The 25,741-nt window shown below is 38.2% G+C and carries 23 protein-coding genes; 10 read left to right on the plus strand and 13 right to left on the minus strand.

Annotation, left to right across the window (positions count from 1 at the left end; all coding sequences use genetic code 11):
• Window positions 1-2: 2 nt before the first annotated feature.
• Both msbA and PMAL9190_RS02885 read right to left on the minus strand, forming a co-directional pair.
• The gene (gene msbA, locus PMAL9190_RS02880; protein WP_087843834.1) at window positions 3-1,760 is read right to left on the minus strand and encodes a lipid A ABC transporter ATP-binding protein/permease MsbA; all 1,758 of its coding nucleotides are present in this window, start codon (window positions 1,758-1,760) and stop codon (window positions 3-5) included.
• 140 nt (window positions 1,761-1,900) lie between these two features.
• A complete protein-coding gene (locus tag PMAL9190_RS02885) occupies window positions 1,901-4,192 on the minus strand; it encodes a DNA internalization-related competence protein ComEC/Rec2 (protein WP_087843835.1) in 2,292 nt (763 codons plus the stop codon).
• Window positions 4,193-4,222: 30 nt separating this feature from the next.
• On the opposite strand from PMAL9190_RS02885, the gene PMAL9190_RS02890 reads away from it, so the two are divergent.
• The 4 genes from PMAL9190_RS02890 (at window position 4,223) to PMAL9190_RS02905 (ending at window position 6,879) form a co-directional block, all read left to right on the plus strand.
• Window positions 4,223-4,747: a DUF2062 domain-containing protein gene (locus PMAL9190_RS02890; protein ID WP_087844203.1), complete on the plus strand. Its 525-nt coding sequence runs from the start codon at window positions 4,223-4,225 to the stop codon at window positions 4,745-4,747.
• Between the two features lie 308 nt (window positions 4,748-5,055).
• Window positions 5,056-5,613 carry an HdeD family acid-resistance protein gene (locus PMAL9190_RS02895; RefSeq protein ID WP_087843836.1) on the plus strand — a complete coding sequence of 186 codons (558 nt, stop codon included), beginning with the start codon at window positions 5,056-5,058 and terminating at the stop codon, window positions 5,611-5,613.
• Window positions 5,614-5,858: 245 nt separating this feature from the next.
• Window positions 5,859-6,221: a hypothetical protein gene (locus PMAL9190_RS02900; protein ID WP_144384302.1), complete on the plus strand. Its 363-nt coding sequence runs from the start codon at window positions 5,859-5,861 to the stop codon at window positions 6,219-6,221.
• Entirely contained in the window at window positions 6,214-6,879 is a 666-nt protein-coding gene (locus tag PMAL9190_RS02905; protein ID WP_087843838.1) for a DedA family protein, read from the plus strand. Before PMAL9190_RS02900 ends, PMAL9190_RS02905 begins: the two co-directional genes overlap by 8 nt.
• Before the next feature lie 93 nt (window positions 6,880-6,972).
• Here PMAL9190_RS02905 and PMAL9190_RS02910 read toward each other — a convergent pair whose 3' ends face one another.
• From PMAL9190_RS02910 to lolC, 4 genes are all read right to left on the minus strand, one after another.
• Complete coding sequence (locus PMAL9190_RS02910) at window positions 6,973-7,524, minus strand: outer membrane beta-barrel protein (RefSeq protein ID WP_087843839.1); 552 nt, start codon at window positions 7,522-7,524, stop codon at window positions 6,973-6,975.
• Between the two features lie 603 nt (window positions 7,525-8,127).
• Window positions 8,128-9,372, minus strand: a complete 1,245-nt coding sequence (gene lolE / locus PMAL9190_RS02915) for a lipoprotein-releasing ABC transporter permease subunit LolE (protein WP_087843840.1) — start codon at window positions 9,370-9,372, stop codon at window positions 8,128-8,130.
• Entirely contained in the window at window positions 9,372-10,061 is a 690-nt protein-coding gene (gene lolD, locus PMAL9190_RS02920) for a lipoprotein-releasing ABC transporter ATP-binding protein LolD (RefSeq protein WP_087843841.1), read from the minus strand. The genes lolE and lolD overlap by 1 nt, the downstream gene beginning before the upstream one ends.
• On the minus strand, window positions 10,054-11,262 hold the full coding sequence (lolC, locus tag PMAL9190_RS02925; RefSeq protein WP_087843842.1) for a lipoprotein-releasing ABC transporter permease subunit LolC: 1,209 nt from the start codon (window positions 11,260-11,262) through the stop codon (window positions 10,054-10,056). Before lolC ends, lolD begins: the two co-directional genes overlap by 8 nt.
• A gap of 239 nt (window positions 11,263-11,501) precedes the next feature.
• Here lolC and PMAL9190_RS02930 point away from each other — a divergent pair, with 239 nt between their 5' ends.
• The 4 genes from PMAL9190_RS02930 (at window position 11,502) to PMAL9190_RS02945 (ending at window position 16,519) form a co-directional block, all read left to right on the plus strand.
• On the plus strand, window positions 11,502-12,086 hold the full coding sequence (locus PMAL9190_RS02930; protein WP_087843843.1) for a PilZ domain-containing protein: 585 nt from the start codon (window positions 11,502-11,504) through the stop codon (window positions 12,084-12,086).
• Window positions 12,076-15,537, plus strand: coding sequence for a transcription-repair coupling factor (mfd, locus tag PMAL9190_RS02935; RefSeq protein WP_087843844.1), 3,462 nt, complete (start codon window positions 12,076-12,078; stop codon window positions 15,535-15,537). The genes PMAL9190_RS02930 and mfd overlap by 11 nt, the downstream gene beginning before the upstream one ends.
• Window positions 15,538-15,621: 84 nt before the next feature.
• A complete protein-coding gene (locus PMAL9190_RS02940) occupies window positions 15,622-16,173 on the plus strand; it encodes a GNAT family N-acetyltransferase (RefSeq protein ID WP_087843845.1) in 552 nt (183 codons plus the stop codon).
• Between the two features lie 97 nt (window positions 16,174-16,270).
• Window positions 16,271-16,519, plus strand: coding sequence for a YecH family metal-binding protein (locus tag PMAL9190_RS02945; RefSeq protein WP_065166219.1), 249 nt, complete (start codon window positions 16,271-16,273; stop codon window positions 16,517-16,519).
• Between the two features lie 228 nt (window positions 16,520-16,747).
• Here the strand turns inward: PMAL9190_RS02945 and PMAL9190_RS02950 are convergent, their stop codons facing one another.
• Window positions 16,748-17,746, minus strand: coding sequence for a VirK/YbjX family protein (locus PMAL9190_RS02950; protein ID WP_087843846.1), 999 nt, complete (start codon window positions 17,744-17,746; stop codon window positions 16,748-16,750).
• A 283-nt stretch (window positions 17,747-18,029) separates the two neighbouring features.
• Between PMAL9190_RS02950 and bamJ the strand changes: the two genes are divergently transcribed.
• Window positions 18,030-18,503 (plus strand): BamJ family beta-barrel-assembly machinery protein, encoded by a 474-nt coding sequence (bamJ, locus tag PMAL9190_RS02955; protein ID WP_087843847.1) that lies wholly within the window; start codon window positions 18,030-18,032, stop codon window positions 18,501-18,503.
• A gap of 92 nt (window positions 18,504-18,595) precedes the next feature.
• Here the strand turns inward: bamJ and PMAL9190_RS02960 are convergent, their stop codons facing one another.
• From PMAL9190_RS02960 to hinT, 6 genes are all read right to left on the minus strand, one after another.
• Complete coding sequence (locus PMAL9190_RS02960) at window positions 18,596-19,885, minus strand: NAD(P)/FAD-dependent oxidoreductase (RefSeq protein WP_087843848.1); 1,290 nt, start codon at window positions 19,883-19,885, stop codon at window positions 18,596-18,598.
• Window positions 19,886-20,074: 189 nt separating this feature from the next.
• Window positions 20,075-20,614 carry an alpha/beta hydrolase YcfP gene (gene ycfP, locus PMAL9190_RS02965; protein WP_065176633.1) on the minus strand — a complete coding sequence of 180 codons (540 nt, stop codon included), beginning with the start codon at window positions 20,612-20,614 and terminating at the stop codon, window positions 20,075-20,077.
• A 215-nt stretch (window positions 20,615-20,829) separates the two neighbouring features.
• Entirely contained in the window at window positions 20,830-21,750 is a 921-nt protein-coding gene (locus PMAL9190_RS02970) for a phosphotransferase (protein ID WP_087843849.1), read from the minus strand.
• A 35-nt stretch (window positions 21,751-21,785) separates the two neighbouring features.
• Window positions 21,786-22,379: a penicillin-binding protein activator LpoB gene (gene lpoB, locus PMAL9190_RS02975; RefSeq protein ID WP_087843850.1), complete on the minus strand. Its 594-nt coding sequence runs from the start codon at window positions 22,377-22,379 to the stop codon at window positions 21,786-21,788.
• Window positions 22,380-22,412: 33 nt separating this feature from the next.
• The gene (locus PMAL9190_RS02980) at window positions 22,413-22,808 is read right to left on the minus strand and encodes a YcfL family putative periplasmic lipoprotein (RefSeq protein WP_087843851.1); all 396 of its coding nucleotides are present in this window, start codon (window positions 22,806-22,808) and stop codon (window positions 22,413-22,415) included.
• Window positions 22,809-23,001: 193 nt separating this feature from the next.
• A complete protein-coding gene (hinT, locus tag PMAL9190_RS02985; protein ID WP_060996563.1) occupies window positions 23,002-23,352 on the minus strand; it encodes a purine nucleoside phosphoramidase in 351 nt (116 codons plus the stop codon).
• A gap of 352 nt (window positions 23,353-23,704) precedes the next feature.
• Between hinT and PMAL9190_RS02990 the strand changes: the two genes are divergently transcribed.
• Window positions 23,705-25,708 (plus strand): methyl-accepting chemotaxis protein, encoded by a 2,004-nt coding sequence (locus PMAL9190_RS02990; protein WP_235004269.1) that lies wholly within the window; start codon window positions 23,705-23,707, stop codon window positions 25,706-25,708.
• Window positions 25,709-25,741: the final 33 nt, after the last annotated feature.

Consider the following 25,741-nt stretch of genomic DNA (forward strand, 5'->3'; position numbering starts at 1 on the left):
GATTAATCACCAAATTGAATACGATGAAGTTGCGCATAAGCACCATTATGGCTAATTAACTCACCATGGGTGCCACGTTCAATAATTTCACCATCATCAACGACTAGAATCTGATCGGCATTTTCAATTGTTGATAAACGGTGAGCGATCACTAATACAGTACGATCTTTTTGTAGTTCATCTAATGCGCGTTGAATCGCACGCTCAGACTCGGTATCCAACGCAGATGTTGCTTCATCAAGTACTAAAACAGGCGCGTTACGTAGCAATGCACGTGCAATAGCAAGACGTTGGCGCTGTCCGCCTGACAAACTCACACCATTTTCACCGATAACAGTATCCAGCCCATGCTCCATGTCTTTAATAAAGTCCATCGCATAAGCAAGCTCTGCTACTCGTTCAATATCTGCACGAGTGTAAGTGTCACCGCTGGCATAAGCGATATTATTAGCAATAGTGTCATTAAATAAATGCACATTTTGCGATACTACCGCCACCTGAGAGCGTAAGTTAGCTAAGGTATAATCTTTTAGCTCGACACCATCTAGATGCAGTTCGCCAGAGTCAATATCATAAAAACGAGTCAATAAGTTAGCAATGGTACTTTTACCAGAACCAGATCGACCAACCAATGCTACTGTTTTACCAGCAGGAAGTTCAAAACTAACATTACGTAATGCTGGTGTATCTTTCGTCGGGTAAGTAAAAGTTACATCTTTAACTGATACATCACCATTAACACGCTTAACTTCATGTTTGCCGTTATCTTTTTCAGTTTCTAAATCCATTAACTCAAACAATGTATGACATGCAGCCATACCACGTTGAAACTGAGAAGTAACATTAGTTAGTGATTTTAACGGGCGCATCAAACCAAACATCGCACCAAATACAACCGCAAAGGTACCTGGTGTTAATGTTTCTCGTAATGATGGTGTGTTCGCTAGAATTAACACCACAACCAATGCTAGTGAAGCAATAATTTGAATAATTGGGTTTGCTATTGCTTGTGCAGAGACAAGTTTCATGCTTTGACGACGCATTGAGTTACTTACATAATCAAAACGTTCTTTCTCAACTTGTTGACCACCATAGCTTAATACGACTTTATGGCCTTTAAGCATTTGCTCTGCTGAAGAAGTTACCGATCCCATTGCATCTTGCATATTGCGTGAGATTTTACGAAAACGTTTAGAAACAACACTAATGCTAATCGCAACCACAGGCGCAATAACAATTAATATCGCGGATAACTGCCAGCTATTCCAAAACATTAATGCCATTAAGCCAATAATAGATGCACCTTCACGAACGATACTCACTAATGCGCTACTGGTAGCAGAAGCAACCTGCTCAGAGTCATAAGTGATACGTGATAATAATGCACCAGATGCTTCTTTATCAAAAAACGCCACTGGCATTTTCATAAAGTGTTGGAATAATTGGCGACGAAGGTTCATTACAACGTTGCCTGAAACCCATGATAAACAGTAGGTTGAAACAAACCCACTGACACCACGCATGATCATGAGGCCAACAAGATAGATTGGCATCATAGCAAGGAAGCCAGAATCCATGCTATCAAAGCCACCAAAACTTTTATCTAGTAATGGTTTAATCATCGACAGCATTAACGTGTCACCCGCTGCATTTATGATCAGCGCAATGACAGCTACAATAATACCGGCTTTATAAACTTTGATATAAGGCCACAGTCTTTTATAAGTATCTTTGGTTGATTTTTCTGTTAATTGCGTCATGAATGCCAATTTGGATGAAATACAATACTGCTATTCTACCCTTAACATTGCTATCAACCAAATTTGTCCTTACTCCTTTTTTATTAAAGGGTTTTTTCTGCTCATAAAAACACCACTAACACCCTATCACGGTTATTATTTCATGGTTTAGTCAACCAGTGTGGTCGATACCAATCTTGAGAATAATGTCGTTGTCTTTTTACACTGTAGCCATCATCTGTCATTGTAATCGTTATTTGACCACTATCTTGAGTGCTGAGCCAATTAATATGGTTATCTTGATAACGCTTTTTAACTGCTTGTGATGGCAATCCCCACGGATTAAAGTGACCAATGGAAGCAACAGCAAGTGATGGTGAAATAGCACTCAGTAATGTTTGAGTTGAAGAGGTGTTACTGCCATGATGTGGCACTATAATAATGTCAGTTTGCCAAGCTTGAGTTTGCATTAACATTACTAATTCTGATTTAGCGTCAATGTCCCCTGTTAATAAGATACTTGGCCCCTTACCCTCTATCGCTTGAATTCGAATAACACAAGAATCTGAATTAGCCGCTCGACTTGTTGCTTTAGGTGGCCACTTAACTGCAAACTCAAGACCTTGCCACTGCCATGTTTGCCCTATAACACACTCAGAAAACGCTGCTCGTTGATCACTGCTGTATTTTGCAGCAGGCTGATAGTGCTGAATAAGGTACTCGCTACCACCAGCATGGTCGCTATCAGCATGGCTCAAAATTAACCCATCGATAGCTGTTATTCCTTTATTAGCCAATATTGGAGTAATAACAGATTTTGCAATGCTGTTTTCATTCCATGCATTCCCCGTATCATAAATAAACGCTCGCTGTTGTTTTTCAATTAAGATAGCTAAGCCGTGACCCACATCTAACACACTGAGTGTCCATTGCCGTGGTTGATGATTATTTTCCCAACGCCAACTCATCACAATAAAAATCACACTGCAATAAAACCATCGAAAAAAACATATTGGTAATAATGGCCATACAACGATCGTTATTGCACCAATCACCAGCCATGGTGTTAATGCTGCAGGTAACATCATCCATGCACCATGACTCCATGCTGCAATATTTAAAATAGGGCTTAGTGAGGCGTCAGCCAGTAGCCAGCACCATGATGATAACCACGGCAACCATGAGGTGATAACCCCCATTAACACTAAAGGAACGGTAATCATACTGACCCAAGGCACGGCAACTAAATTCGTTAATGGTGCCGCTAAAGATACACCACCAAACCACCACCATTGCATTGGCAGCATCAAGAGTAATAAATAGCCTTGTAACTTACAGAGGTACTTTAGCTTTTGATACCCACGTTGATACCAAGGTAACGTTACCAGATCCGGTGAGTTATCAGTCATCATCATGGCTAAAAAAATAATAACCGCACTAAAAGACAGCCAGAACCCAGCGCTGTAACTAACAAAAGGTTGCCACAACAAGCAGAGGCCGACAGTTACTAATACCACTTGCCACGGTAGCCAATAGATTGCAGTTACTCTTAAAATGCCGACGATTAAACACATTAACAGTGCACGCAAAGTGGGTAAACTAAACCCCGCTAACCATGCATAACCTAATGCAAACGCTAATCCACTCAATAACGGTAGCCATAACCAATAATGTGTTTGAGGAAGACATAACCGCAATAGATAACCTAACCACCACCCCATTAACATCGCAAGTCCAATATGAAGACCTGATATTGCTAACAAATGCGCCAAGCCACTATCACGAAGGTAAATCCAGTCTTGCGCTTTAAGTCCATTTCTTAGCCCAAAGCTTAATGCGGTTAAGTAACTTTGATTATCACGATGTTTAAGTAATGGCGTAATTTGGTCTAACCATTGTTGTCTCAGTGAAGTGGAGGAAGAGAGTCGTATTGGAATCACATCACCGCTGTTTACTACCGCACTGCCATGAATACCGCGACTTAAAGCATATTGTTCACCATCAAAGCCAGCTTGATTAACTCGACCGACAATACGACTTAACCTTACCGGTAATCGCCATACTTGCCCTTGCTTCAACGGTGGCGGATCTTTCCACACCACCATTAATCGAACAGGAAAAACAAAGTCAACATTAGCGGAATGTAGATTGAGTACTTTTACCTCAAAATTCTCAGCGGGTATATTTTCATTAAAAAGCGTACTAACGCTAACATCTATGGTAATATTAGTTCTGTTTTTTGGAATACTATCTATATCGTTAATATATTGATTAGCATCAAAAACAACCCATAATATAGCGAGTGAAAAACAAATAACGATAACATTTCGACACATTATAAATATAATACCGCCAACAGCTATTAGTAAAAATAGATACCAATATGGTGGCAGTATATTAAAAAAATGTAACGATAGAAAACCGCTGATACTCGCTATAAATATTTGAACCATATGGCCTTAGCCAGTTTAAAAAAAATCATTATGCCAAGACATTTCATTAAAAAATTTCTGCCTAGCCATGAAGTAATTAAACGCCAAAAAGCGTTGAAAATATTTGGGAATCTACTTTATAACCCCAATCTATGGTGTTTGAACCGCCGCTCAGCGTCTGGTGCATTTGCTGTAGGCCTGTTTATGGCTTTTGTTCCACTTCCTAGTCAAATGTTAATGGCTGCAGGTTTGGCTATTATGTTTGGTGTCAATTTACCGCTCTCTGTCGCGCTAGTATGGGTCAGTAACCCTGTCACTATGCCGGTACTCTTTTACGGTGCTTACAAACTAGGTGCGTGGGTTTTGCACAGTCCAGATGTAGGATTTCATTTTGAATTGACATGGGATTTCTTGTTAAATCAAATGAGCCAAATCGGTCCTCCATTTTTACTAGGCTGTTTTATCTGTAGCGTTTTAAGTGCGTTAATCGGATATTTTGGTATTCGCTGGCTATGGCGCTACTCAGTTGTACGTAGCTGGAATCGCCGCAAATTTCGTATTCCTAAAGCTCGCTAACAATGCATTTTTATCATAATAAAACTCCATCACGGTGGAGTTTTATTGTTAACCGTTTTTTTTGAGAAATAGCCCCCACTGTTTTTGCTGCACTTACTCACTCTTTCACGATTAGCCGATCTAGCCCACATCTATTTATCATTTGCCCTTTAGACACTCCATCAAAAACTTATTTTGCTAATTAGTTGCATTTTATGCCTAGTAATTATTATTGTTCAGTCTACTATTGAAAAATAAAATACATCCTTAAATAGCAGTCACTTACTAACAGCTAAAAAACATTCATAATTTAATTAAAGGGAAATAAGATGGAAAACCCAGTGAAGAACTTACTGACCAAAGGTTGGAAATGGTTTGTTATCGTTGGCGTAATAGTGGCACTTGCAGGTATTTTTGCCATTAGCTTGCCTGTTGCAGCAGGTATGACGATCACCACTATTATTGGTGTGATCTTTTTAGTGATTGGATTGGTACAGGTTTATCACACCTTCAGTATTCCACAATGGAAAACCAAAATATGGTATGTCATTAGTGCACTCTTTTACCTCATTGGCGGCTTATTTATTTTAGGGCAACCTTTTATTGGTTTAGTCACGATTACTGTACTAATGATTGCAACTATGATCTTTAACGGTATTACGCGAATGGTATTTGGCTTTAGCAGCAGAGAGCATCTTGCTGGCTGGCGCTGGATTGTATTCAGCGGCTTACTGTCTACCGCAATTGGGGTATATTTCTTTAATTTAATGCATAACCCTGAATTTTCAATGTCATTATTAGGAATTTTTGTTGGGGTTTCATTAATATTTGAAGGAATTAGCTTCATTTTCATTGGTTCACAAATGAAAAAAGCACTTCATAAATAAAAATAACATTAAAAAAGACGATTAAAGCTTCAGTTGAACACTGGAGCTTTTTCTTTATAATTCAAGTAATAACTTACTAAAAACAGAACCAACAAATCATTTTCGTTACAATTTATTATAAAAACATTGCCTTTAGCTAAAAATTTAAGTAAAAGTGTTTTTTTTATACTTAGGCGATACTGTTGATGGGCTACCTTACTCTATTTAGCTTACTGCTAAGTGTTTTATTAATAAACGCAACGAGTATGACTACGCCAGCAACAGCTTCCCAGTATGCTTTACATTCAATGTCAGCATTTAGCGTTACCAGCAATGAAGAAAACTGGAACGATAATGTCATTATTTTATCGAATAATACGCATAAAACACGACAGCTATCAAAAACCGAGAAAAAGAGTTTTGTTCCAGCTCTTAATTGTGACAACAATGCCATTCAGCGATTACACCCAATAATAAGTCATTATTCTAAGCAGCAACGGTATCCACTTCTTGAGCTTGCTAATTTTCAATACCGTTTTACCCATAGTCGTAGGCAGTTAAGGTTACTCAATTACCGCGACATTTACTTTAATTATGACTCTGACTACAAGGACTACATAGATGCTTGATTCATTTGTATCTATTTTTTCAGCGCTATGGCAACAAGATTTTGCAGCATTACAAAATCCAGAAAGTATTGTAATGATCTATTTTTGTGTCACTTTTGTTATTTGGCTAGAAAGCGCATTTTTACCTGCTGCACCGCTACCTTGCGACAGTATTGTTATTTTAGCTGGCACATTAGGTGCAATGGGGATCATTGATTTTAAACTGATTGTATTTTTATTGATTGTTGCTGCTGCAATAGGTAGCTGGTTTGCCTATTTACAAGGTCGGTGGCTCGATCATTTACCCAAAGTTAAACGATGGGTAGATATGGTGCCACCTCATCGAATGCAGACAGTCGATAAGCTGCTTATTCGTCATGGTATCGTAGCCTTGTTTACTGCACGATTTATTCCTGTTGTGCGACCACTATTGCCATTAATGATGGGGTTTAGGGTTAAGAATCAAGCGCATTTCTTCCGCTTTGCTTGGCTAAGCGCTACGGCATGGGTATTACTGCTAACAGGACTAGGTTACTTATTAACATTATTACCAGAAAATGTGGCGCGTGTGACCACCATGGTGTTGATGGTTGCGCCTTTTGTTACTTTAGGTATCGCAATCATTAGTCTGTTAAGTAGTTGGCTGCTTAAACGTTTTAAAAAAAATAATATCGCTTAATCTCTGTTTACAGTAACAATATACTAATCAATAGCCATAAAAAAACCCGCTAACAATTAGCGGGTTTTTTATCATCTGTATACGGGCTTAAACTTAGAAGTAGAAGCGAGTACCGAATACGATGTTTGTTAGGCTGTCTTTAGCTTTGTTGCCAGAGAACTCAATATCGTCAGTTGCGATGTTGTAGTTAACTTCTGCGCTTAGAGCAACGTTAGGGTTGATGAAGTACTTAACACCACCAGCTAGTTTAAGGTTAAGTGCCCAAGAATCGCCATCTTTACCAAGATCGCCATTAGCACCGTCTTTGTTGTTGTAGTTTAGAGCAGCAAGCTCAGTTGCAACACCTACGTAAGGAACCCAGTTAGTAGAGTTAACAAAGTTGTACTCAGTGAATACACCTAGCTTACCGCTAATTGCATCGTTTTCATCTTTAGCTGCAACAGATGCAGTACCACCAACTTCCCAGTTGTCTTTTACGAAAGTACCGTAAGAACCGTTTAAGTTTAGATCCCAACCGCTACCAAGCTTAGCATTACCTTGAACACCAATCTCTTGTGTGCCAGCTGGAAGTTGAACTGCTGCTTGTGCTGCTACAGGAGCCATTACAGCAAAAGCTACTAATAAACCAAGTGCATTCTTTTTCATGTTAATTCCTAAATTGTGTTTTTTATAAACAAATAGCTGTCCATTATAATTAATAGTCATATCGATGCAGGATAAATCCCTTTCCAATAACGACAACAGCGTACTCGTATTTAAGTAATAACAAATTATCACGTAAAAATGACACTGTTAAATTAAAAAATATAAATTCACAAAAAAAAGAACAGTGTTCGTAATTTATATATAACAAATTTTCTGATCAGCAATCATTGATAAACCTCAACCAGCATCAGCACTGACTATTGGTACTTTTTTATAATCCCGCCAACGAAAACACTGAAAATCACAGCGCATAAAATAAAAAAAACAATGTTTATTATTGTCAAAATAATCACATATTTGGTCAAAAAATAACCATAAATATCAATTAACCGTCAAAATAATTGCTTTTAGATCTTATTTTTATGTTTATTTATCTATTAAAATGAACTTATTTGCTGATTGATAATCCAAAATCAACATCTTACGAGAGAGATAATAGTTACTATTACTTCAATAGCCAATATCGCTAAAATACTCCCATAAAAAAACGAAGCCGAAGCTCCGTTTTTGTATTATCCACACCAATATAACCCAAATCAGTTATTACTTTGCACTTAAGACACGAGCTGGTTGTAATCGACTAGCGCGGGTTGCTGGATACCATGTTGCGAGTAAACTCAATACAATCGCTGTTGTCGTAACAATAGCAACATCTTGCCAAGCTAATTGCGTTGGTAAGAAATCGACAAAATAGATATCACCTGATAGGAACCTATGTCCGATAATTTTCTCTATTACTCGTACAATATGGGTTAAATTAATTGCAACTAATGAACCAAATATCGAACCAATAATACTGCCAAGTACGCCTGACAATACACCATGCCAAACAAAAATAGCTTTAATCAGCCGATCACTCGCCCCCATAGTGCGTAAAATGGCAATATCTGCAGCACGATCTTTTACTGCCATCATCAACGTTGAAACAATATTAAAACAAGCCACACCTATCACTAATACCATCACTAAATACATAATGGTGCGTACCATTTGAATATCACGGTATAAATAGCCGTATTTTTGTGTCCAGCTCTTTAAGTAGACATAAACAGGTAAAGTATCGCCAACTTCTTTTACTATTTGTTGAGCATCAAGCACATTATCAACATTCATCTCGATACCAGAGACGCCCTGCCCCATATCTAAATATTGTTGTGCATCTTGTAACGGTACGATCGCTAAACTGTGATCGATCTGTCCGCCTAACGCAAGCAAGCCCACAACTTGTAGACGAATACGTTTAGGCGCTCTTAACTTCATTTCAGGATCGGTATTTGGAATCATCGCGGTGATCCAATCACCGACCTTTAATTTCAGTTTAGTTGCAACACCTTGCCCTAAGATCACCTCGCGCTTACCTGCAGTAAAAGTTGACCATGCATTATTCTTTACATAATGAGGCAACTCACTCACTTTAAGCTGTTCTTTAGGATCAACACCACGCACTGCAACGGCTTTTAGTTTAGCGCCCCTTTCAAGTAATGCTGTAAATTCAACGTAAGGCGCAGCAGCTGTAATATGTGGGTGCTGCTCAACTTGCTTTAATAGTGGTTTCCAATGATTCAATGGCGGTTCTACTGCTTGTAACTCACCTTGAGGAATAACAGACAGTACGCGTGTTTGTAATTCACGTTCAAAACCATTCATTGCAGATAAACCAATGATGATCACTGCAACCCCAACCGCAATACCAAGCATTGATGACAATGAGATAAATGACACCATCCGATTGCGTTTTTTAGAACGGTTAAATCGGCTACCTATATAGAGGGATAAAGGACGAAACATTACTTCTCCTTAACCTCTGCTAAAATGCCATCTTGCATGTACATACAACGATCAAGTTTTGATGCTAACTGCCTATCATGAGTTACCACTAAAAATGCAGTACCAGATTCTGCATTTAACTTACGCATCAAATCATAAATATCTAATGCCGTTTGGTGATCTAAATTACCTGTCGGCTCATCAGCAAGCACAATTGCAGGGTTATTAACGAGTGCACGGGCAATAGCAACCCGTTGTCGTTCACCACCACTCAATTCTGATGGGCGATGTTCAAAGCGATGATCCAATCCAACCATCGCCAGCATATCTTGAGCGCGGGTACGCGCCTCAGTAACGGCGACACCACCAATCAATAATGGCATTGCCACGTTTTCTGTGGCAGTAAAATCAGCTAGCAAATGGTGAAATTGATACACAAAACCAATATCTTGATTACGAATTTTTGCTTGTTTATTTGAACTTAATATATCTAATCGCTGCCCTTTAAAAAACACTTCGCCGTTAGTCGGCTCATCTAGTGCCCCTAAAATATGCAATAAGGTACTTTTACCCGAGCCTGAAGAGCCAACAATAGCAACTAATTCATGATCTGCTATTTCAATATTGACCTGTTTTAATACTTCAGTTTGTAACTGACCTTCTTGATAGGTTTTACATAATTGCTGACAAGATAATAAAGCATTATTCATAACGAAGAGCCTCAGCAGGACGGACAGCGGCCGCACGATAAGAAGGAAAAATTGTCGCTAATAAACTCAATATAATAGCGCCAACAATAACAGCCAAAATTTGCATCGGCTCAAAATCTACTGGTAGAGAACCACCAATTGCAGCTAGGTTAACACCGAAAAATGCCATAATTGGATTAATGTAATGAGACAGTATGACACCCAAAATACCACCTAATAACGCGCCAATAACACCACTACTTGAGCCCTGAACCATAAATAATGTCAGTACCTGTCGATGGGTCATACCTTGGGTTTTTAGAATTGCCACTTCCGCTTGCTTTTCCATTACAACCATTATCAATGCGGAAATAATATTAAACGCAGCGACACCAATGATAAGTCCTAACATTAGCCCCATCATGTTTTTTTCCATTTTAACCGCTTGAAATAATTCACCACGTTGTTCACGCCAATCTGACCATTTCCAATCATTTGGCAATGGTATTTTTGCAAGTTCAGTGACGGCAAATGGATCATCAAGGTACAACCGCCAGCCTGACATTTGATCTAGTTTATAATGTAATAACCGACCAGCATCAGAGATATTCGTGAAAACTAACTGTTTATCAACGTCAGATCCGGTATCGTAAATTCCAGACACCGTAAAATTTCGCTGACTCGGTAAGCGACCTAAAGGGGTAAATTGGCTGGCACTGGTGACCATAAGACGAATTTTATCACCCGGTTGAATATCTAATTCAACAGCCAGTGCTTGACCAATAATTACGTTAAAACTACCTGGCTGAAGGTCTTTTAATGACCCCACCATCAAATGATCAGCAATCGGATCATATTGATTCGGTTCAATGCCTATCATCATACCAGCGGCTAATGAATTCGCACTTTGAATGATAGTTTCACCCCGTGTAATTGCTGTAACTTTAGTGACATGTGGTAATTGTTTAAGTACTGTTGGAACCTGCTCAGAAAGTGGGACTCGCCCATCAGCATGTGTTACTACAGCTTGCGGTAACACACCTAAAATTCGGTCTTTGAGTTGTTGCTCAAAACCGTTCATGACCGACATTACGGTAATTAATGCCATCACTCCAACAGTAATACCCGCGGTTGACATATAAGAAACGAAGCGACTAAAACGGTCACCTGAACGTCCTCGTAAATAACGTAAACCAATAAAAAAAGATACAGGATGAAACATAGGCTTAAAAAACCACTCCTTTATTTGATGACTCAAGAATACGCGTTAACGGCACGGTTTACCATCAAGCAAGGTAAATGTAATGTAAAAACAGTGAGTAAAAGATAGCCGCTTAACGGAGATCACTTGCTCGTCGATACGCTCTAAGTAATAATTACTCCATCTGTCACCGATATAATCTGGGTACATAACCTTAATAGTGACAATGTCGATGACAACTAACAGGCAGTGAGTAAGTAATGAGACAAGATGAATATTTTTCAGTTCACTTAGGACTAACAATCAATGTCGAACCATTAACTGATGGAAAACCACTCCCCGATGTCGACGCCTTTCGTGCTGAAATACCGCCACTATTTCGCATCGCCAGCGAATGTAACACGCTCGAAGAAAATGCAGAACGTCTATTAGCAGGATTTGGCAAACAAGACAGTAAACTATTAGTCGATTACCTTAGCGCTCAAAATAGTAAAATAAACCTACTGTTATCTTACGTGCTATCTCAACAAGATAATGCTACTTATCGATATATAACTGAAACCTTTGGTGCAAGTAATGTAAGCTTTTATAGCTCACATGAATTTCCAATTGGGCAAAATGTCACCGTTAAACTATTTTTAGATCACCCTGCGGCGGCAATTTATTGTTATGCTGAGGTGGTTAACTGCTCCGTTTTAGAGGATCGTTTTTTAGTTCAACTGCATTACACGCGACTATTAGAAGACGATCGTGATTTATTAATCCGTGCCGCACTGCATTGCCAACAAAAGCTTTTACGTCAGCGGGCCCAACAACGAAACATGAATAATAACAATGACGAATAAAACATTACTTTCCATTCCCGTACCTAAAAAATCTGGGGATAATCGTTACATCGGTAATTTATCAGGTTCTGCGTTGGCGTTGTCATTAGCAGAAATTGCGGCCAAACATAACGGGCCGATACTTACCGTTGTTGCTGATACTCAAACAGCACTAAAACTGCAGCCTGAAATAACCCAATTTTGTGATATTGATGTCCATGTTTTTCCTGATTGGGAAACACTGCCGTATGATAATTTCTCACCCCATCAAGATATTATCTCTGAGCGTCTCGCACGTTTATATAAAATGCCAACTCAAAAAAATGGCATTATATTAGTCCCTATTAGCACACTACTGCAGCGCCTTACGCCTCAAGAGTTTATTCATCAACATGCCCTAATTGTCAAAAAAGACGATCGTATTTCACTAGAAAAATTACGACTTCAATTAGAAGCATCTGGCTATCGTCATGTTGATCAGGTAATGGAACATGGTGAATATGCAAGCCGAGGCTCGTTAGTTGATCTCTTTCCTATGGGTAGCAACGCCCCCTACCGAATCGATTTTTTTGATGATGAAGTAGATTCTATTCGTCAATTTGATCCTGAAAATCAACGTTCAACGGCAGAAATATCCACGATAGATCTTCTACCTGCACATGAGTTTCCAACAGATGAATTAGCGATTGAAAACTTTCGTATGCGCTGGCGTGAACGTTTTGAAGCACGCCGTGAGCCTGAATCTATTTATCAACAAGTCAGTAAGAAAATCTGGCCAACAGGTATCGAATATTGGCAACCACTATTTTTTGATCATACCGAAACCTTGTTTGATTATTTACCTAGTAATGCACTATTGGTGACATTAGGTGATTTAGAGCCAGCGGTAGATACCTTCTTACATGATGCAGAGTACCGCTATGATCAGCGTCGCGTTGACCCGCTACGACCATTACTCACTCCTAAAGAATTATGGCTAACTAAAGATGAAATGTTTAGTGGCTTTAAACAACTGCCGCGAGTAAGAATACAACGCGATCCAATTGATGATGAAAAAGAGGGGCGCTATAACCCGGCATTAACTGCTGTTCCAGCTATCACCATTAATCATCAACTCAAAGAGCCGTTCGCTGAACTGCGTCAGTTTACAGAGCAATTTAAAGGAAAAATTATTTTCTCTGTGGCTTCAGAAGGTCGCCGTGAAGCATTATTTGATTTGTTAGCTCGAATAAAACTTCGTCCAACTGTTTTTGATAGTCTTGAAGCGGCAATGGCTGATAAAAAAGCCAAACATTGTCTTGTTATTGGTGCGGCTGAAAATGGATTTATTCTAGAAAAACCTGCTGTCGCTTTTATTTGTGAGAGTGATTTATTGGGTGAGCGTATTCAACAACGCCGCCGCAATGATAAAAAGACCACCGTTAATGCTGATACCATTATTCGTAACCTAGCTGAATTACAGCTTGGTCAGCCCGTAGTACATATCGACCACGGTATTGGCCGTTATCAAGGTTTACAAACGCTAGAAGCTGGCGGCATTAAAACCGAATATGTCACCCTTGAGTATCAAGATGGTGCCAAGTTGTATGTACCTGTTGCTTCATTACATCTGATCAGCCGTTATTCTGGTGGCGCTGAAGAAACTGCCCCGATTCATAAATTAGGTGGTGAAGCATGGGTTAAGGCGCGCCGTAAAGCTGCAGAAAAAGTACGTGACGTTGCTGCTGAATTACTGGAAGTTTACGCCATGCGTGAGCTAAAACCAGGCTTTAAATTTAAACTTGATCGTGAAAGCTATGCTGATTTCTGTACCAGTTTCCCTTATGAAGAAACCTACGATCAGGCATTAGCGATTAACGCAGTACTGTCTGACATGTGTCAACCTAAAGCGATGGATCGTTTGGTATGTGGTGATGTTGGTTTTGGTAAAACAGAAGTCGCAATGCGAGCTGCTTTTGTGGCAGTTGATAATAATAAGCAAGTTACTGTACTTGTTCCAACAACATTGTTAGCGCAACAACATTTCGAAAATTTTCGCGATCGCTTTGCCAATACGCCAATTCGCGTTGAAGTACTATCGCGTTTTAAAACAGCTAAAGAACAAAAACAGATTCTGGCAGATGTTGAAGAAGGTAAGATTGATATTCTTATCGGTACTCATAAACTGCTTAATAGTAGCGTTAACTACCATGATCTTGGATTACTGGTGGTTGATGAAGAGCACCGTTTTGGTGTCCGCCAAAAAGAAAAGATTAAAGCGATTCGAGCAGACGTTGATATTCTAACGCTAACTGCAACACCCATCCCTCGAACGCTCAATATGGCGATGAGTGGTATGCGTGACTTATCGATCATTGCAACGCCACCAGCGCGTCGTCTAGCTATCAAAACTTTTGTTCGTCAAAGTGATGAAAATATTATTCGCGAAGCAATATTGCGTGAAATTAGCCGTGGCGGTCAGGTTTACTTCCTGCATAACGAAGTCGATAGCATCGAGCAAACCACAGCAGATTTAGCTAAATTGATTCCAGAAGCACGAGTTACTTTTGCACATGGCCAAATGCGTGAACGTGAACTTGAAAAGATCATGGGTGATTTTTACCACCAACGCTTTAATGTCTTAGTTTGTACTACTATCATTGAAACGGGTATCGATGTACCTAGCGCTAATACTATTATTATGGATCGTGCAGACAATCTCGGTTTAGCCCAATTACACCAGTTACGCGGTCGTGTGGGTCGTTCTCATCATCAAGCCTATGCTTACTTACTGACACCCCACCCTAAACGGATGACCAAAGATGCAGTTAAACGTTTAGAAGCCATTGCATCATTAGAAGATCTTGGTGCCGGCTTTACTCTAGCAACCCATGATTTAGAAATTCGTGGTGCTGGTGAGTTATTAGGTGACGAGCAAAGTGGTCAAATTCAATCCGTTGGTTTTAGCTTATTTATGGAAATGCTAGAACAAGCTGTTGAATCATTACGTGAAGGTAAAGAGCCAACACTTGATGACTTACTCAAACAGCAAGCTGAGGTAGAAATGCGTATTCCAGCATTGCTACCTGATGATTATATTCCTGATATTAATACCCGCTTATCGCTCTATAAGCGTATTGCTAGTGCAACCAATGATAATGAACTTAATGAGATTAAAGTTGAGTTAATTGATCGCTTTGGTTTATTACCAGAAGCAGCAACTAACCTATTAACAGTGAATAGTCTTAAACTCAAAGCTGCCATTATTGGAGTTAAGAAAATAGAGAGTAATGAAAAAGGTGGTTATTTTGAGTTTAAACAAGATGCAGCTATTAATCCTCAGTTCCTAGTCAGCTTACTGCAAACACAACCGCAGCATTTTAGAATGGAAGGACCAACCAAGCTTAAAATTGTATCGGAACAACCAGATCGTAAAAAGAGAATTAAATTCATTGAAGATCTGCTTAACCAATTTAGAGAAAATATGATCTAATACCAACTAACCCTAGACACTCGTCTAGGGTTTTTCTTTAGTATTATTACCTTACCGACTATCACTTCATGGACCACTATTATCATGAAACTTGATTACCAACTTACCACATCGCGGCTTATTTTACGGCCATTTAAAACTGCGGATTTAAACGCCTTTTTTGAAGCTGTTAGTCAATCAGCGCCTTACCTGAAACCTTGGTTAGAATGGTGTGATAGTGATTTTGACCAACAACAAGCCCATGAGTGGATAGCTGCTAGTCGTTTAAGTTGGCAACATGATTACAGTTATGAATTAGCCATTTTTGATCGTTTTAGTGACAATTTTGTAGGTACAGTTTCGCTTAGTGCGATTACGCCTTTATTTAATTCTGCCAATCTTGGCTATTGGATCAGCCACAGTTATCATCGCCAAGGTATGGCAACTGAAGCAAGTCTCGCTATTATTCAGTTTGGCTTTCAAATATTAGGTCTTACTCGACTAGAAATTATTACTCATATTGATAACTACGCCAGTCAAAAGACCGCATTAGCTTGTAATGCTATTTTTGAATGCGAAGCAAGAAATCGTATTTTTTATAGAAATAAACCAATCAATGGCTATGTGTATTCTCTGATACCACAAGATTTATATTAAACGTCATTATCAGCATTGATATTAGTATGTATCAATCTTTGATTCCCTCGTATCTGGTAACATTACCGATTCTTTATTCAATAAATAGTTACTTATTATGCACACTACAGCAAGCCGCCATGGTCACGATGTTCTCAACCTTATTGCCGATGCATCAACACCTTTCACCCTTGAAACATTACACACCTATGTCGAACAACACTGGGGCTCCGATGTTCGCTTTCACACCTGTAAACTTAACGAGCTTTCATTAGATGCATTGCTGACGTTTCTTTTATCTCGCAATAAGATCACTGTTAATGGTGATCAGTTACATACTAATAAAGATAATATTTGTCAGCATTAAGACAACTATCGTTCAATTAGCATATACCCCAACTTATTTAATGGGTACTCAGCGCTGCTTTACCAATATTTACTCGTCAATATTGGTTATATTTTACATTTACAAATAAATTTTATAGAACAGTTCTATATTACTAAGATCACCACCTGTACGACAAATATTTGAAGTACAGGCGGTATTTCATTTTTCTGTCATGTCAAAAACAGCAAGCAGTAGAAGATGCTATGATTAATCAATTTTAGTTATTATTTTTGAAATTTTCGTATCAAATAATAACTCTGCTTCTTCTAACCATTGATAACGTTTGGTATATAGCTTTCTTTTATTTCTATTTAAACTTTCTAAATCTTTTTTAGGAACCTCTAACGGTATTTTATAAAAATCACCATCAAAAACCTCTGCTCCATATTCTTGCCAATGACTATCATAATCAAAGGTAACGGCATTACGTTTACGACCAATATATCGCCAAGATTGATACATATGTGATTTATTACTTATCCCAAATAGCACTTTTAAATCTAAGCTGTGTGCAAGCATAATAGCAAATTCAAGAATCAATGCTTTTGGTCGAAGTCCATGGCACCCTTTTGTTAAGGCTTTTATTACATCATTTCTATTTTCAACATCATGATTAGGTCCTTGTATAGAGCCTATATACATTGAACCTTGATATTCGGGGCTTAAATTCATTGTTATCATATAGATACGTTGATTTTTATCATTCACTAAACGTAAACCTAACGCTCCTTCCCTATTTTGTCCCCGATCTAATATCAGTTTATATTTAGCTTCATTACGATCTTCTATTTCTAATACACAATAACCCTCATCTCGATAAATTAAGGGTAAATTAGACGAGAATAGCTCTGACATGCATTGAAAATGTTGAGTTACCGATGTAATTCTTTGCTTTTTATTCCAATTAACGCATAAATAAGGTTTAAATGGTTTTTTTACAATATGTGGATGTAACGCTAATATCACACTAAGATTGGGTGTTAAAAAAGTATTTATTAAGTGCTTTAAGCGTGAGTAATGCAAATAGCTCCATATTATAAATCGCGTATCTTTACGCTTTTTCTTCCATCCAGAAGATTTATAATTAAGACTATTAGCAATATTTTTTATATTGTTAAAAAAACAATTATCAGAATTTAATTTATAGCTCGCATCAGTCAACTCCCCTTGATGAAGTAAATTTATATCATTAAGATTATTGTTCATTTTCTATCTATCAACCTTATGCTTATAATTTCTTGTGAAAATAAACCACCATCACAATATTCAGAATAAGCATACTACAGTAACAAGAATTCAAATCAACTAGCAGAATAATATATAAAACGTCACTAACTTTTTTACGAATAGTTATGCTAACAATATGCTATAAAAACTAAAAAGATTGTATCTTCCACTTTAACATTTAATTCTTATATCGTTATTTCATACTGTTACTTCTGAAAGAGAATGATATTATTAATTAAATTTATTCAGTAAGGACACACTAGTGCCAAAAATTATTATTGCAGTGGTTATCGCTGCCGTGGTTGCGTTTTTTCTTTATCGCTCTTACAACAACAAACAAGCCGCACAAGAAAATATTAAGATTGGACAGGAATTTCTAGCGGCAAACAAACTAAAACAAGGCGTACATACTACTGCCTCTGGTTTACAATATTTAGTATTACAACCAGGTACTGGTACTGAACATCCAAAACCAACAGATACAGTAACAGTCCATTACCATGGTACATTAATTAATGGCACTGTATTTGATAGTTCAGTTGATCGTGGTGAGAAGATTTCATTCCCACTCAATCGAGTCATAAAAGGCTGGACAGAAGGCTTACAACATATGGTTGTTGGCGAAAAAATGCGTTTGTTTATTCCTGCAAATCTTGCTTATGGTAATAATGGCGCAGGCAGCATTCCACCAGGTTCAGTACTGATCTTTGATGTTGAGCTATTTAAAATTAATTAAATTATCAACAAAAACGCCAGTATGGAACTCTAGCCAAAGAGTTATAACCATACTGGCGTTTTTTATTACTTAACTATTATTACACTAATCTATTAGTGCAATTTCAAACTTGGGCGAAGTACACGGTTAATTCGACTTACTAACATGATCAAACCAGTTTTAAACATTCCATGTAACGCCATTTGGTGCATACGATACAATGAAATGTAAACCATACGAGCAATACGACCTTCAACCATCATTGAACCCTTTGACAAGTTACCCATTAAGCTACCAACAGTCGAAAAACGGCTTAATGATACTAATGAACCATGGTCACTATAGATGTAAGGTTTTTGTTCGCGATCAGATAATTTAGCTACGATATTAGCAAAACAACGGCTTGCCATTTGGTGTGCAGCTTGCGCACGTGGTGGCACAAATGAACCATCTTCCTGCACACATGACGCCAAATCACCAATAACATAAATGTTATCATCACGGGTTGTTTGCAGCGTTGGTTTTACCACTAACTGATTAATACGGTTAGTTTCAAGACCTGCAATATCTTTCATGAAATCAGGCGCTTTAATTCCTGCCGCCCACACCATAATTTGCGCAGGAATGTGTTCACCCTCTTTGGTGGTTAAACCCGTTTCATCAGCCTTTGTTACCATCGTTGCGGTACGTACATTAACACCTAACTTAGTTAGCTCATTATGTGCCGCTTGAGAAATTCGTGGTGGTAAAGCTGGTAAAATACGCTCGCCAGCTTCAACTAAGTTGATGTTTAAACGGGAACTATCAAGATCACCAAAACCGTAGTTATGTAATTCTTGTACAGCATTATGTAACTCAGCAGAAAGCTCTACGCCCGTCGCGCCGGCACCAACAATCGCAATATCAACTGTTTTTTGGTCTTTGTTAGCATGTAACTTCATGAACTGGTTATTCATTTCACTACGGAAACGGTGTGCCTGCTCTGGACTATCAAGGAAAATACAGTTATCACGTACCCCTTGAGTATTGAAATCATTTGATGTGGAACCAATCGCCAATACTAGAATATCGTATTCCAACGAGCGCTCAGGTACTAATAATTCATTATGTTTGTCATATAATGCCGCTAACGTGATCGTTTTAGCATCGCGATCAATGTCCTGCAATGAGCCCATTTGGAAATCAAATGAATGATTTTTAGCATGAGCACGATAACTAATTGCATCAACACCTGCGTCCAACGATCCTGTTGCAACTTCATGCAACAACGGTTTCCATAAGTGGCTTGCGCGACGATCAACTAATGTTACTTCAGCACGACGCTTACGGCCTAATGTACGACCCAATTTAGTGGCTAACTCTAAACCACCAGCACCACCACCAACAACGATAATACGCGTCAAGATAGCTTCCTCTCTATTTATATGATTTTTAAAAACTGACAAAGACTCAATTGCATAACAGTCTGATAATCGTAAATAATCAAGCATCTAGACCGCTAGGCGAAAAAGTATCTATATGTTTAAGTTCACGTACGTAGGCAGACGGATCTACGACCCGTCTGTGATATGTAGGAGGTAATGGTTCCGTTGTTACTGCGCTTTAAACGCTTTTATTTTTTGTAGATGTTGCGAGATTTTTGTAAATTTATGGGATTCATTTTCATCCCATATAATATCGTAAAATTGATCTAGCTCATCTTTTGTTTGCTGATTATCTAACACTTCATCATGAGTTGAAAGGATACAAAGGCAATTTCCTGTATTTTTTTTACGAAAATTTGTTACACACTTTGTCAAAATGTCCTCGTATTCTTCTGGACGGTCTATTTTTCCTTCCATATTATGCTCAGGGTGCAAGTTAGGATTAAACATTACTTGTTTTATACCTGATAAGAAGCCAATTCGTTCCGCCCAATACCCACCAAGACCAACACCACAAATGAGTGGCTGTTTATCATTACAGGTTTCTAGTAATTTATGCACTTCTTTCAATAAATGTTGCATATCATGCTTAGGATGCAGCGTACTATAATTTAGAAACCGAACATCAGAATCAATAAATTGTAATTGCAATACTTTTTCATGATTACCAGGGCTTGTAGAATCAAAACCATGTAAATAAATAATCATTGTTGCCCCTCACTATCTAATAATAATTTTACGTACTATCTATACCGATATAGCGAGGTTAAATCCATAATCTAAGTAGTGTTTTAACAAATTTAAAACAAAAACTATGATCTCGTCTACAAAAAATTGCTCTTCAAGATAATAGCCATTACAACTCAAGTGTTTTTTTTAATAACTTACTTATTGTTTTTAAACAATATTATCTTATATATCACTTAATACTTATTAATGTATTCAATAAGTTGTAACTGTAATTGCGAAGCATATTGTAAATATTGTGGTTGATGCCAAACATCATAACCAACGTAATACCACAATAATGCCAAATATTGGCACCACGGTTTCCAACCAATAACAGCTTGTAACCAGTCTTGTTTATTAAAATGTGTTTCTTTGTCAACCAACTGCCTATAGTCACAATAATCACTTACAGCTAATTCATCATCGAGATCATTGGCAATAATTGTCATGGCTAAATCTAAACTCGGATCACCTGCAGCAGCATATTCCCAATCGATAATTTTGACATCTTCCACCGTTGCCCCCTGCTTCGAACATGGCACAATAACGTTATAGCGCCCAAGATCAAAATGACAGCAACAATCAGCAAACGCTGTTGGTATCGCGTGATTTTGAAAGAAATTATAGATGGCGGTTAATTGCGGTGTTTTATGTTCAGTATTAATATGTTGCCAATAATGGTGTCCTCGTTGTTGAATATCTAGCCGCCAACAAGGTACTGGTAATTGATGCACTTTTGCCTGTAATTGACACAGTGCGGTATCAGAAAAATGGGGGGATGCTTCTATACCAGCAAGCCATTCAACAAACAATCCTACTACTTGCTCTGTTGATGAGTCAGTGTTAACAACCAATTGCAGTGGTTTAGGGGCTAAACCCGTCTCAGTGATCATTGTTAGTAAATCGTATTCATGTTGACGTTGAATACCAAATACATAAGCCGCTGTAGAAAATGGCCGCCATACATAATATTTGGTTTGCTTTGTTGAGCTATGAAATAACTCGACTTTCCAACAGCGGTTAGTTAATCCTCCCGCTAACTTTGATGCTGAAACAAATTCAGTATCGGGTAAAGTCCGTAAAAGATCATGATTAAAATGCACATGATCACTCATATTATTGCTCCTCACCCGATACCAATATGTCTAAATTACCAAGCAGCACTGTTGGTTGCGGCAGCTTGTACAATTTGATCTTGGCCAGACCATTCAATCGTACCTGATTTTAAATCCATCAAACGCATTGTCATTTTATAATATGCCTGTTTACCGTTTGAGGTCGATTTCATAACCGTTGATACGTGTCCATACAGCATATATTGCGCGCCAACCATATTGCCAAATTGAATCGCTGTGCTTTGGTTAACAAAACGGTCATCTTGACTAAAATGTAATTGTTTACGCACCGCTTTAACACGCGCAGGATCAACAAAACGGAACTTACCTGAATCTTGAAGACGCTCACTGATCATTGCCGTTAAAGCGTTAGTATCAACATGACTACGGGTCTGATTTTTTATACTATCAACCACAACAATCGGTTCGCCACTCGCTGTTATTGAGCGGATCGCAGCTGAAGCCAACATTTTATCGATCATTGATGATGATAATTTTTCTAAGTCACTAGCACCAAAATTTGTCACCGCACTTTCAATACCATGCAATCCACCACCGTAATTAATTGGTTGAGCACACCCGCCTAATAACGTTGCTGTTGCTAATAAGGCTATTACACTCTTTTTCATTTTTATTACCTTTATAATGTTATCTACTGTTGCTTAATTTTGTGTATCATGCATAACAATGCGGTATTGTGTCGCTGTTGTGGTCGGTGCCAATGCCTGCAGTGACAATCTTTGATTCGGTTGAATAACCAATGCTTGCGAGGTTGGTATCGAATGACTGATCTCTAACCCCCTACTATCATACCAATAAAAACGATAGCTCAATGATATAGCTGCGTCAGTTTTATTGATGACATCAACAGATGCATGCAAATAGCCATGCTGCAACTCTGTTTGTGAACGACTAAAATCAAGTTTATTGGCTAAGGCAGTATTACCAATCACAACATGGTGATTACCCTGCTCAAGACTAATTCCAGGTATTGTTACGCCACTACACCCCGTAACCAGAATGGCTAACAATATCGATAACGCATATCTATACTTCATGCTAGATTCATATACTGCTAGGCTGCAGCCTCCTCAATTTGATAACCTATTTTATTAATACCCTATTATCAGTTTACTCAATAGCATCAAAAAAGCTTGAGCAAATCACCACTATTTATTATTTAGCAGTGTCATACTCAAGCTTTTTTATCAACGTATTTGATTACAGCTTTGTGCTAGCAATTATCAATGATTAACTGACAACCATTGGGCCTAATGGACGACCGCCTAATAGGTGCATATGAATATGGTAAACTTCTTGACCACCAAAAGGATTGCAATTTACAATCAAACGGTAACCATCTTCAGCAATCCCTTCACTTTGTGCAAGTTTACGTGCAACGGTAAACATACGTCCCATCATTAATTCATCTTCTACTTCAACGTCATTTACTGTTGGCAGCAATTTATTTGGAATAATAAGAATATGGCTTGGCGCACGTGGGTTTATATCACGAAATGCCGTGACTAGTTCATCTTGATATAAAACGTCTGCTGGTATTTCTTTGCGAATGATTTTACTAAAAATAGTTTCTTCAGCCATATCTGACTCCATTAAATAATCAGCTTAAATAAATTCTTGGTTTAGTATGCGCTACCAACGCCTACAGAGCAATATTGAACACTGTTTTAAACTATTTTTTTCGCTGCTCATTTCATCTTTTACCGTTAATTTTGCAACAACTGTCAAAATATTCACCAATGTCGCTCTTAAACAGTCAAGATTTTGAAGTTCACGTCGATAGGTAAATCAAACTGACGTAACATTATAAATATCAATAATGACAGCCAAGATAATTGATACTGTGATTAATTGAAACCAGCGGTAATTGTAATATAAGGACAATTCAATTCTTAAATATACCGTTATCAGCCTTTATGAAATTAGGGATCTTATGAAAAAAAAATCTCAAACCTCTGTCATACGCCGTATGTACTTAGGTTTTGCTATCTTAGTAGCACTCTTTGTTGTCACTATCATCTTCATGCTTGATGGTGTCGGCCGCATTCACAACCAATTAAAATCCATAACTACTGATGCTCTTCCTCTCGTTTCGGTTTCAAATAATGTTAGCGTACAGTTATTGGTTGCAGACAAGATATTTAAAGATTTCCTTACCAGTCAAGATCCTCAAGTGATGGCGACCTATAGTACTGAGTTTGAGAAACAAAACGCTGTTTTTCAACAAGCTCGTAATAAACTTGAACAAGTAACAAAAAATAACGCTCAGTTAACAACCTCAATTCAAGCCTTAACAGCCCTTGAGCAACGTTATTTTACTGAAGCTACCGTTGCCATGACAAACTACCGTTTATTACTACTTGCAACCCATGAACGCCAGCAATCATCCCGTCAATTTCAACAACTGCAAACAGAACTTAATATCGGCATGAAGGAGTTTATTAACGAACAAGATAATCTTGCCGTTAAGATGCTGTCTAAAAACTACTTTGTGAAGTTAAAAGAAACTGAAACCATTACGCTAGATGCATTGGCTTCTGATAATACTGCTGCAATTGAAAAAGCAATTAAAAGTAATAAAGTCAGTGTTAATCACCTCAGAAATACCTTTCGCTCTTTAACGGTATTACTACCAAAATTAAAGCAAACATTTGGCCCATCGGTAGAACAATACGCACTTGATATTGGTCGTACTGGTGGCGTTCTTGACCAACATTTTGAATATATTCAAGCTCAACATCGTCTCTACAGTAATATTGCAACTTTAGCCAAAGAAATAAATCAAGCAATGACAATTATTGGTGATTTTACTCAACAAGCTAACAGCCAAATGACTGACACCATTACCACTGCCGACACAACCTATACTGATGTCGTCACCAAAGCTGTGATCATCGGTATCGCCGTCATATTGCTCGCTATTATCGTCGGTTGGTATTTAGCTCGCAGTGTACGCCGCCCATTAATGGCAATGTTAAGCACCCTAGAAGCATTAACAGCAGGCAATATGACTCAGCGAACTGAAGCGAGTAAATTTATTGAATTTAACCAGCTAAGCCATCATATCAATATGTTAGCTCAAAACTTACAACAAATATTAAGTCAAATCAGCCATGCTTCATCTGAATTAAGTACCGTTGCAACTGAAAATCATGCGACTACCGCAGAAGCGAAACTCCGGTTAAATAGCCAGCGTCAACAAACTGCATCAGCTGCAACGGCAATGATAGAAATGGAGCATTCCGTTACTGATGTATCAAAAAGTGCTCAAACAACCATGGAGCGTGTTAATGAAGTAGAACAAGCATCTGCAGCTGGGCGTAAAGTAATGACGAGTAATATCAATACCGCCCATCAGCTTTCAACTCGCTTAGATGAATCAGTACAAGCGGTTGAACAACTTCAAAAAATGAGCAGTAATATTGGTTCAATCTTAGATGTTATTCGTAACATTGCAGATCAAACCAATTTATTAGCTCTTAATGCTGCAATTGAGGCCGCTAGAGCCGGTGAACAAGGACGTGGATTTGCAGTTGTTGCTGATGAGGTACGAGTATTAGCTAAACGTACCACTGATTCAACATCTGAAATTGAAGCCATGATCAAAAATTTACAAACCAGCTCAGGTCAAGCAATGAATATGATGCAAAGCTGTGTAACAGAAATGGATAACAGTATTGGGCTTGCTTCTAATGCCAATAGCTCAATGGAAGAAATTCAAGCTATTATTATTGAAATTAGTGATATGAGTAGCCAAATTGCACAAGCTGCGGAAGAACAACGTTGTACGACGACAGAAATTGCTCGTAGCTTAGAAGATATTAGTCATATTGCCGATAATAGCTATAACGCGATGGAGGAAATGGCTGATACTGGTGTCAAACTTGAACATTTAGCCACCGAGCAAAATACACTAGTTAGTCGATTTAAGTTATAACCCTACCACTCACCGGTATTTATATCGGTGAGT

This window comes from Photobacterium malacitanum (assembly GCF_900185615.1).
Lineage (GTDB): Bacteria > Pseudomonadota > Gammaproteobacteria > Enterobacterales > Vibrionaceae > Photobacterium > Photobacterium malacitanum.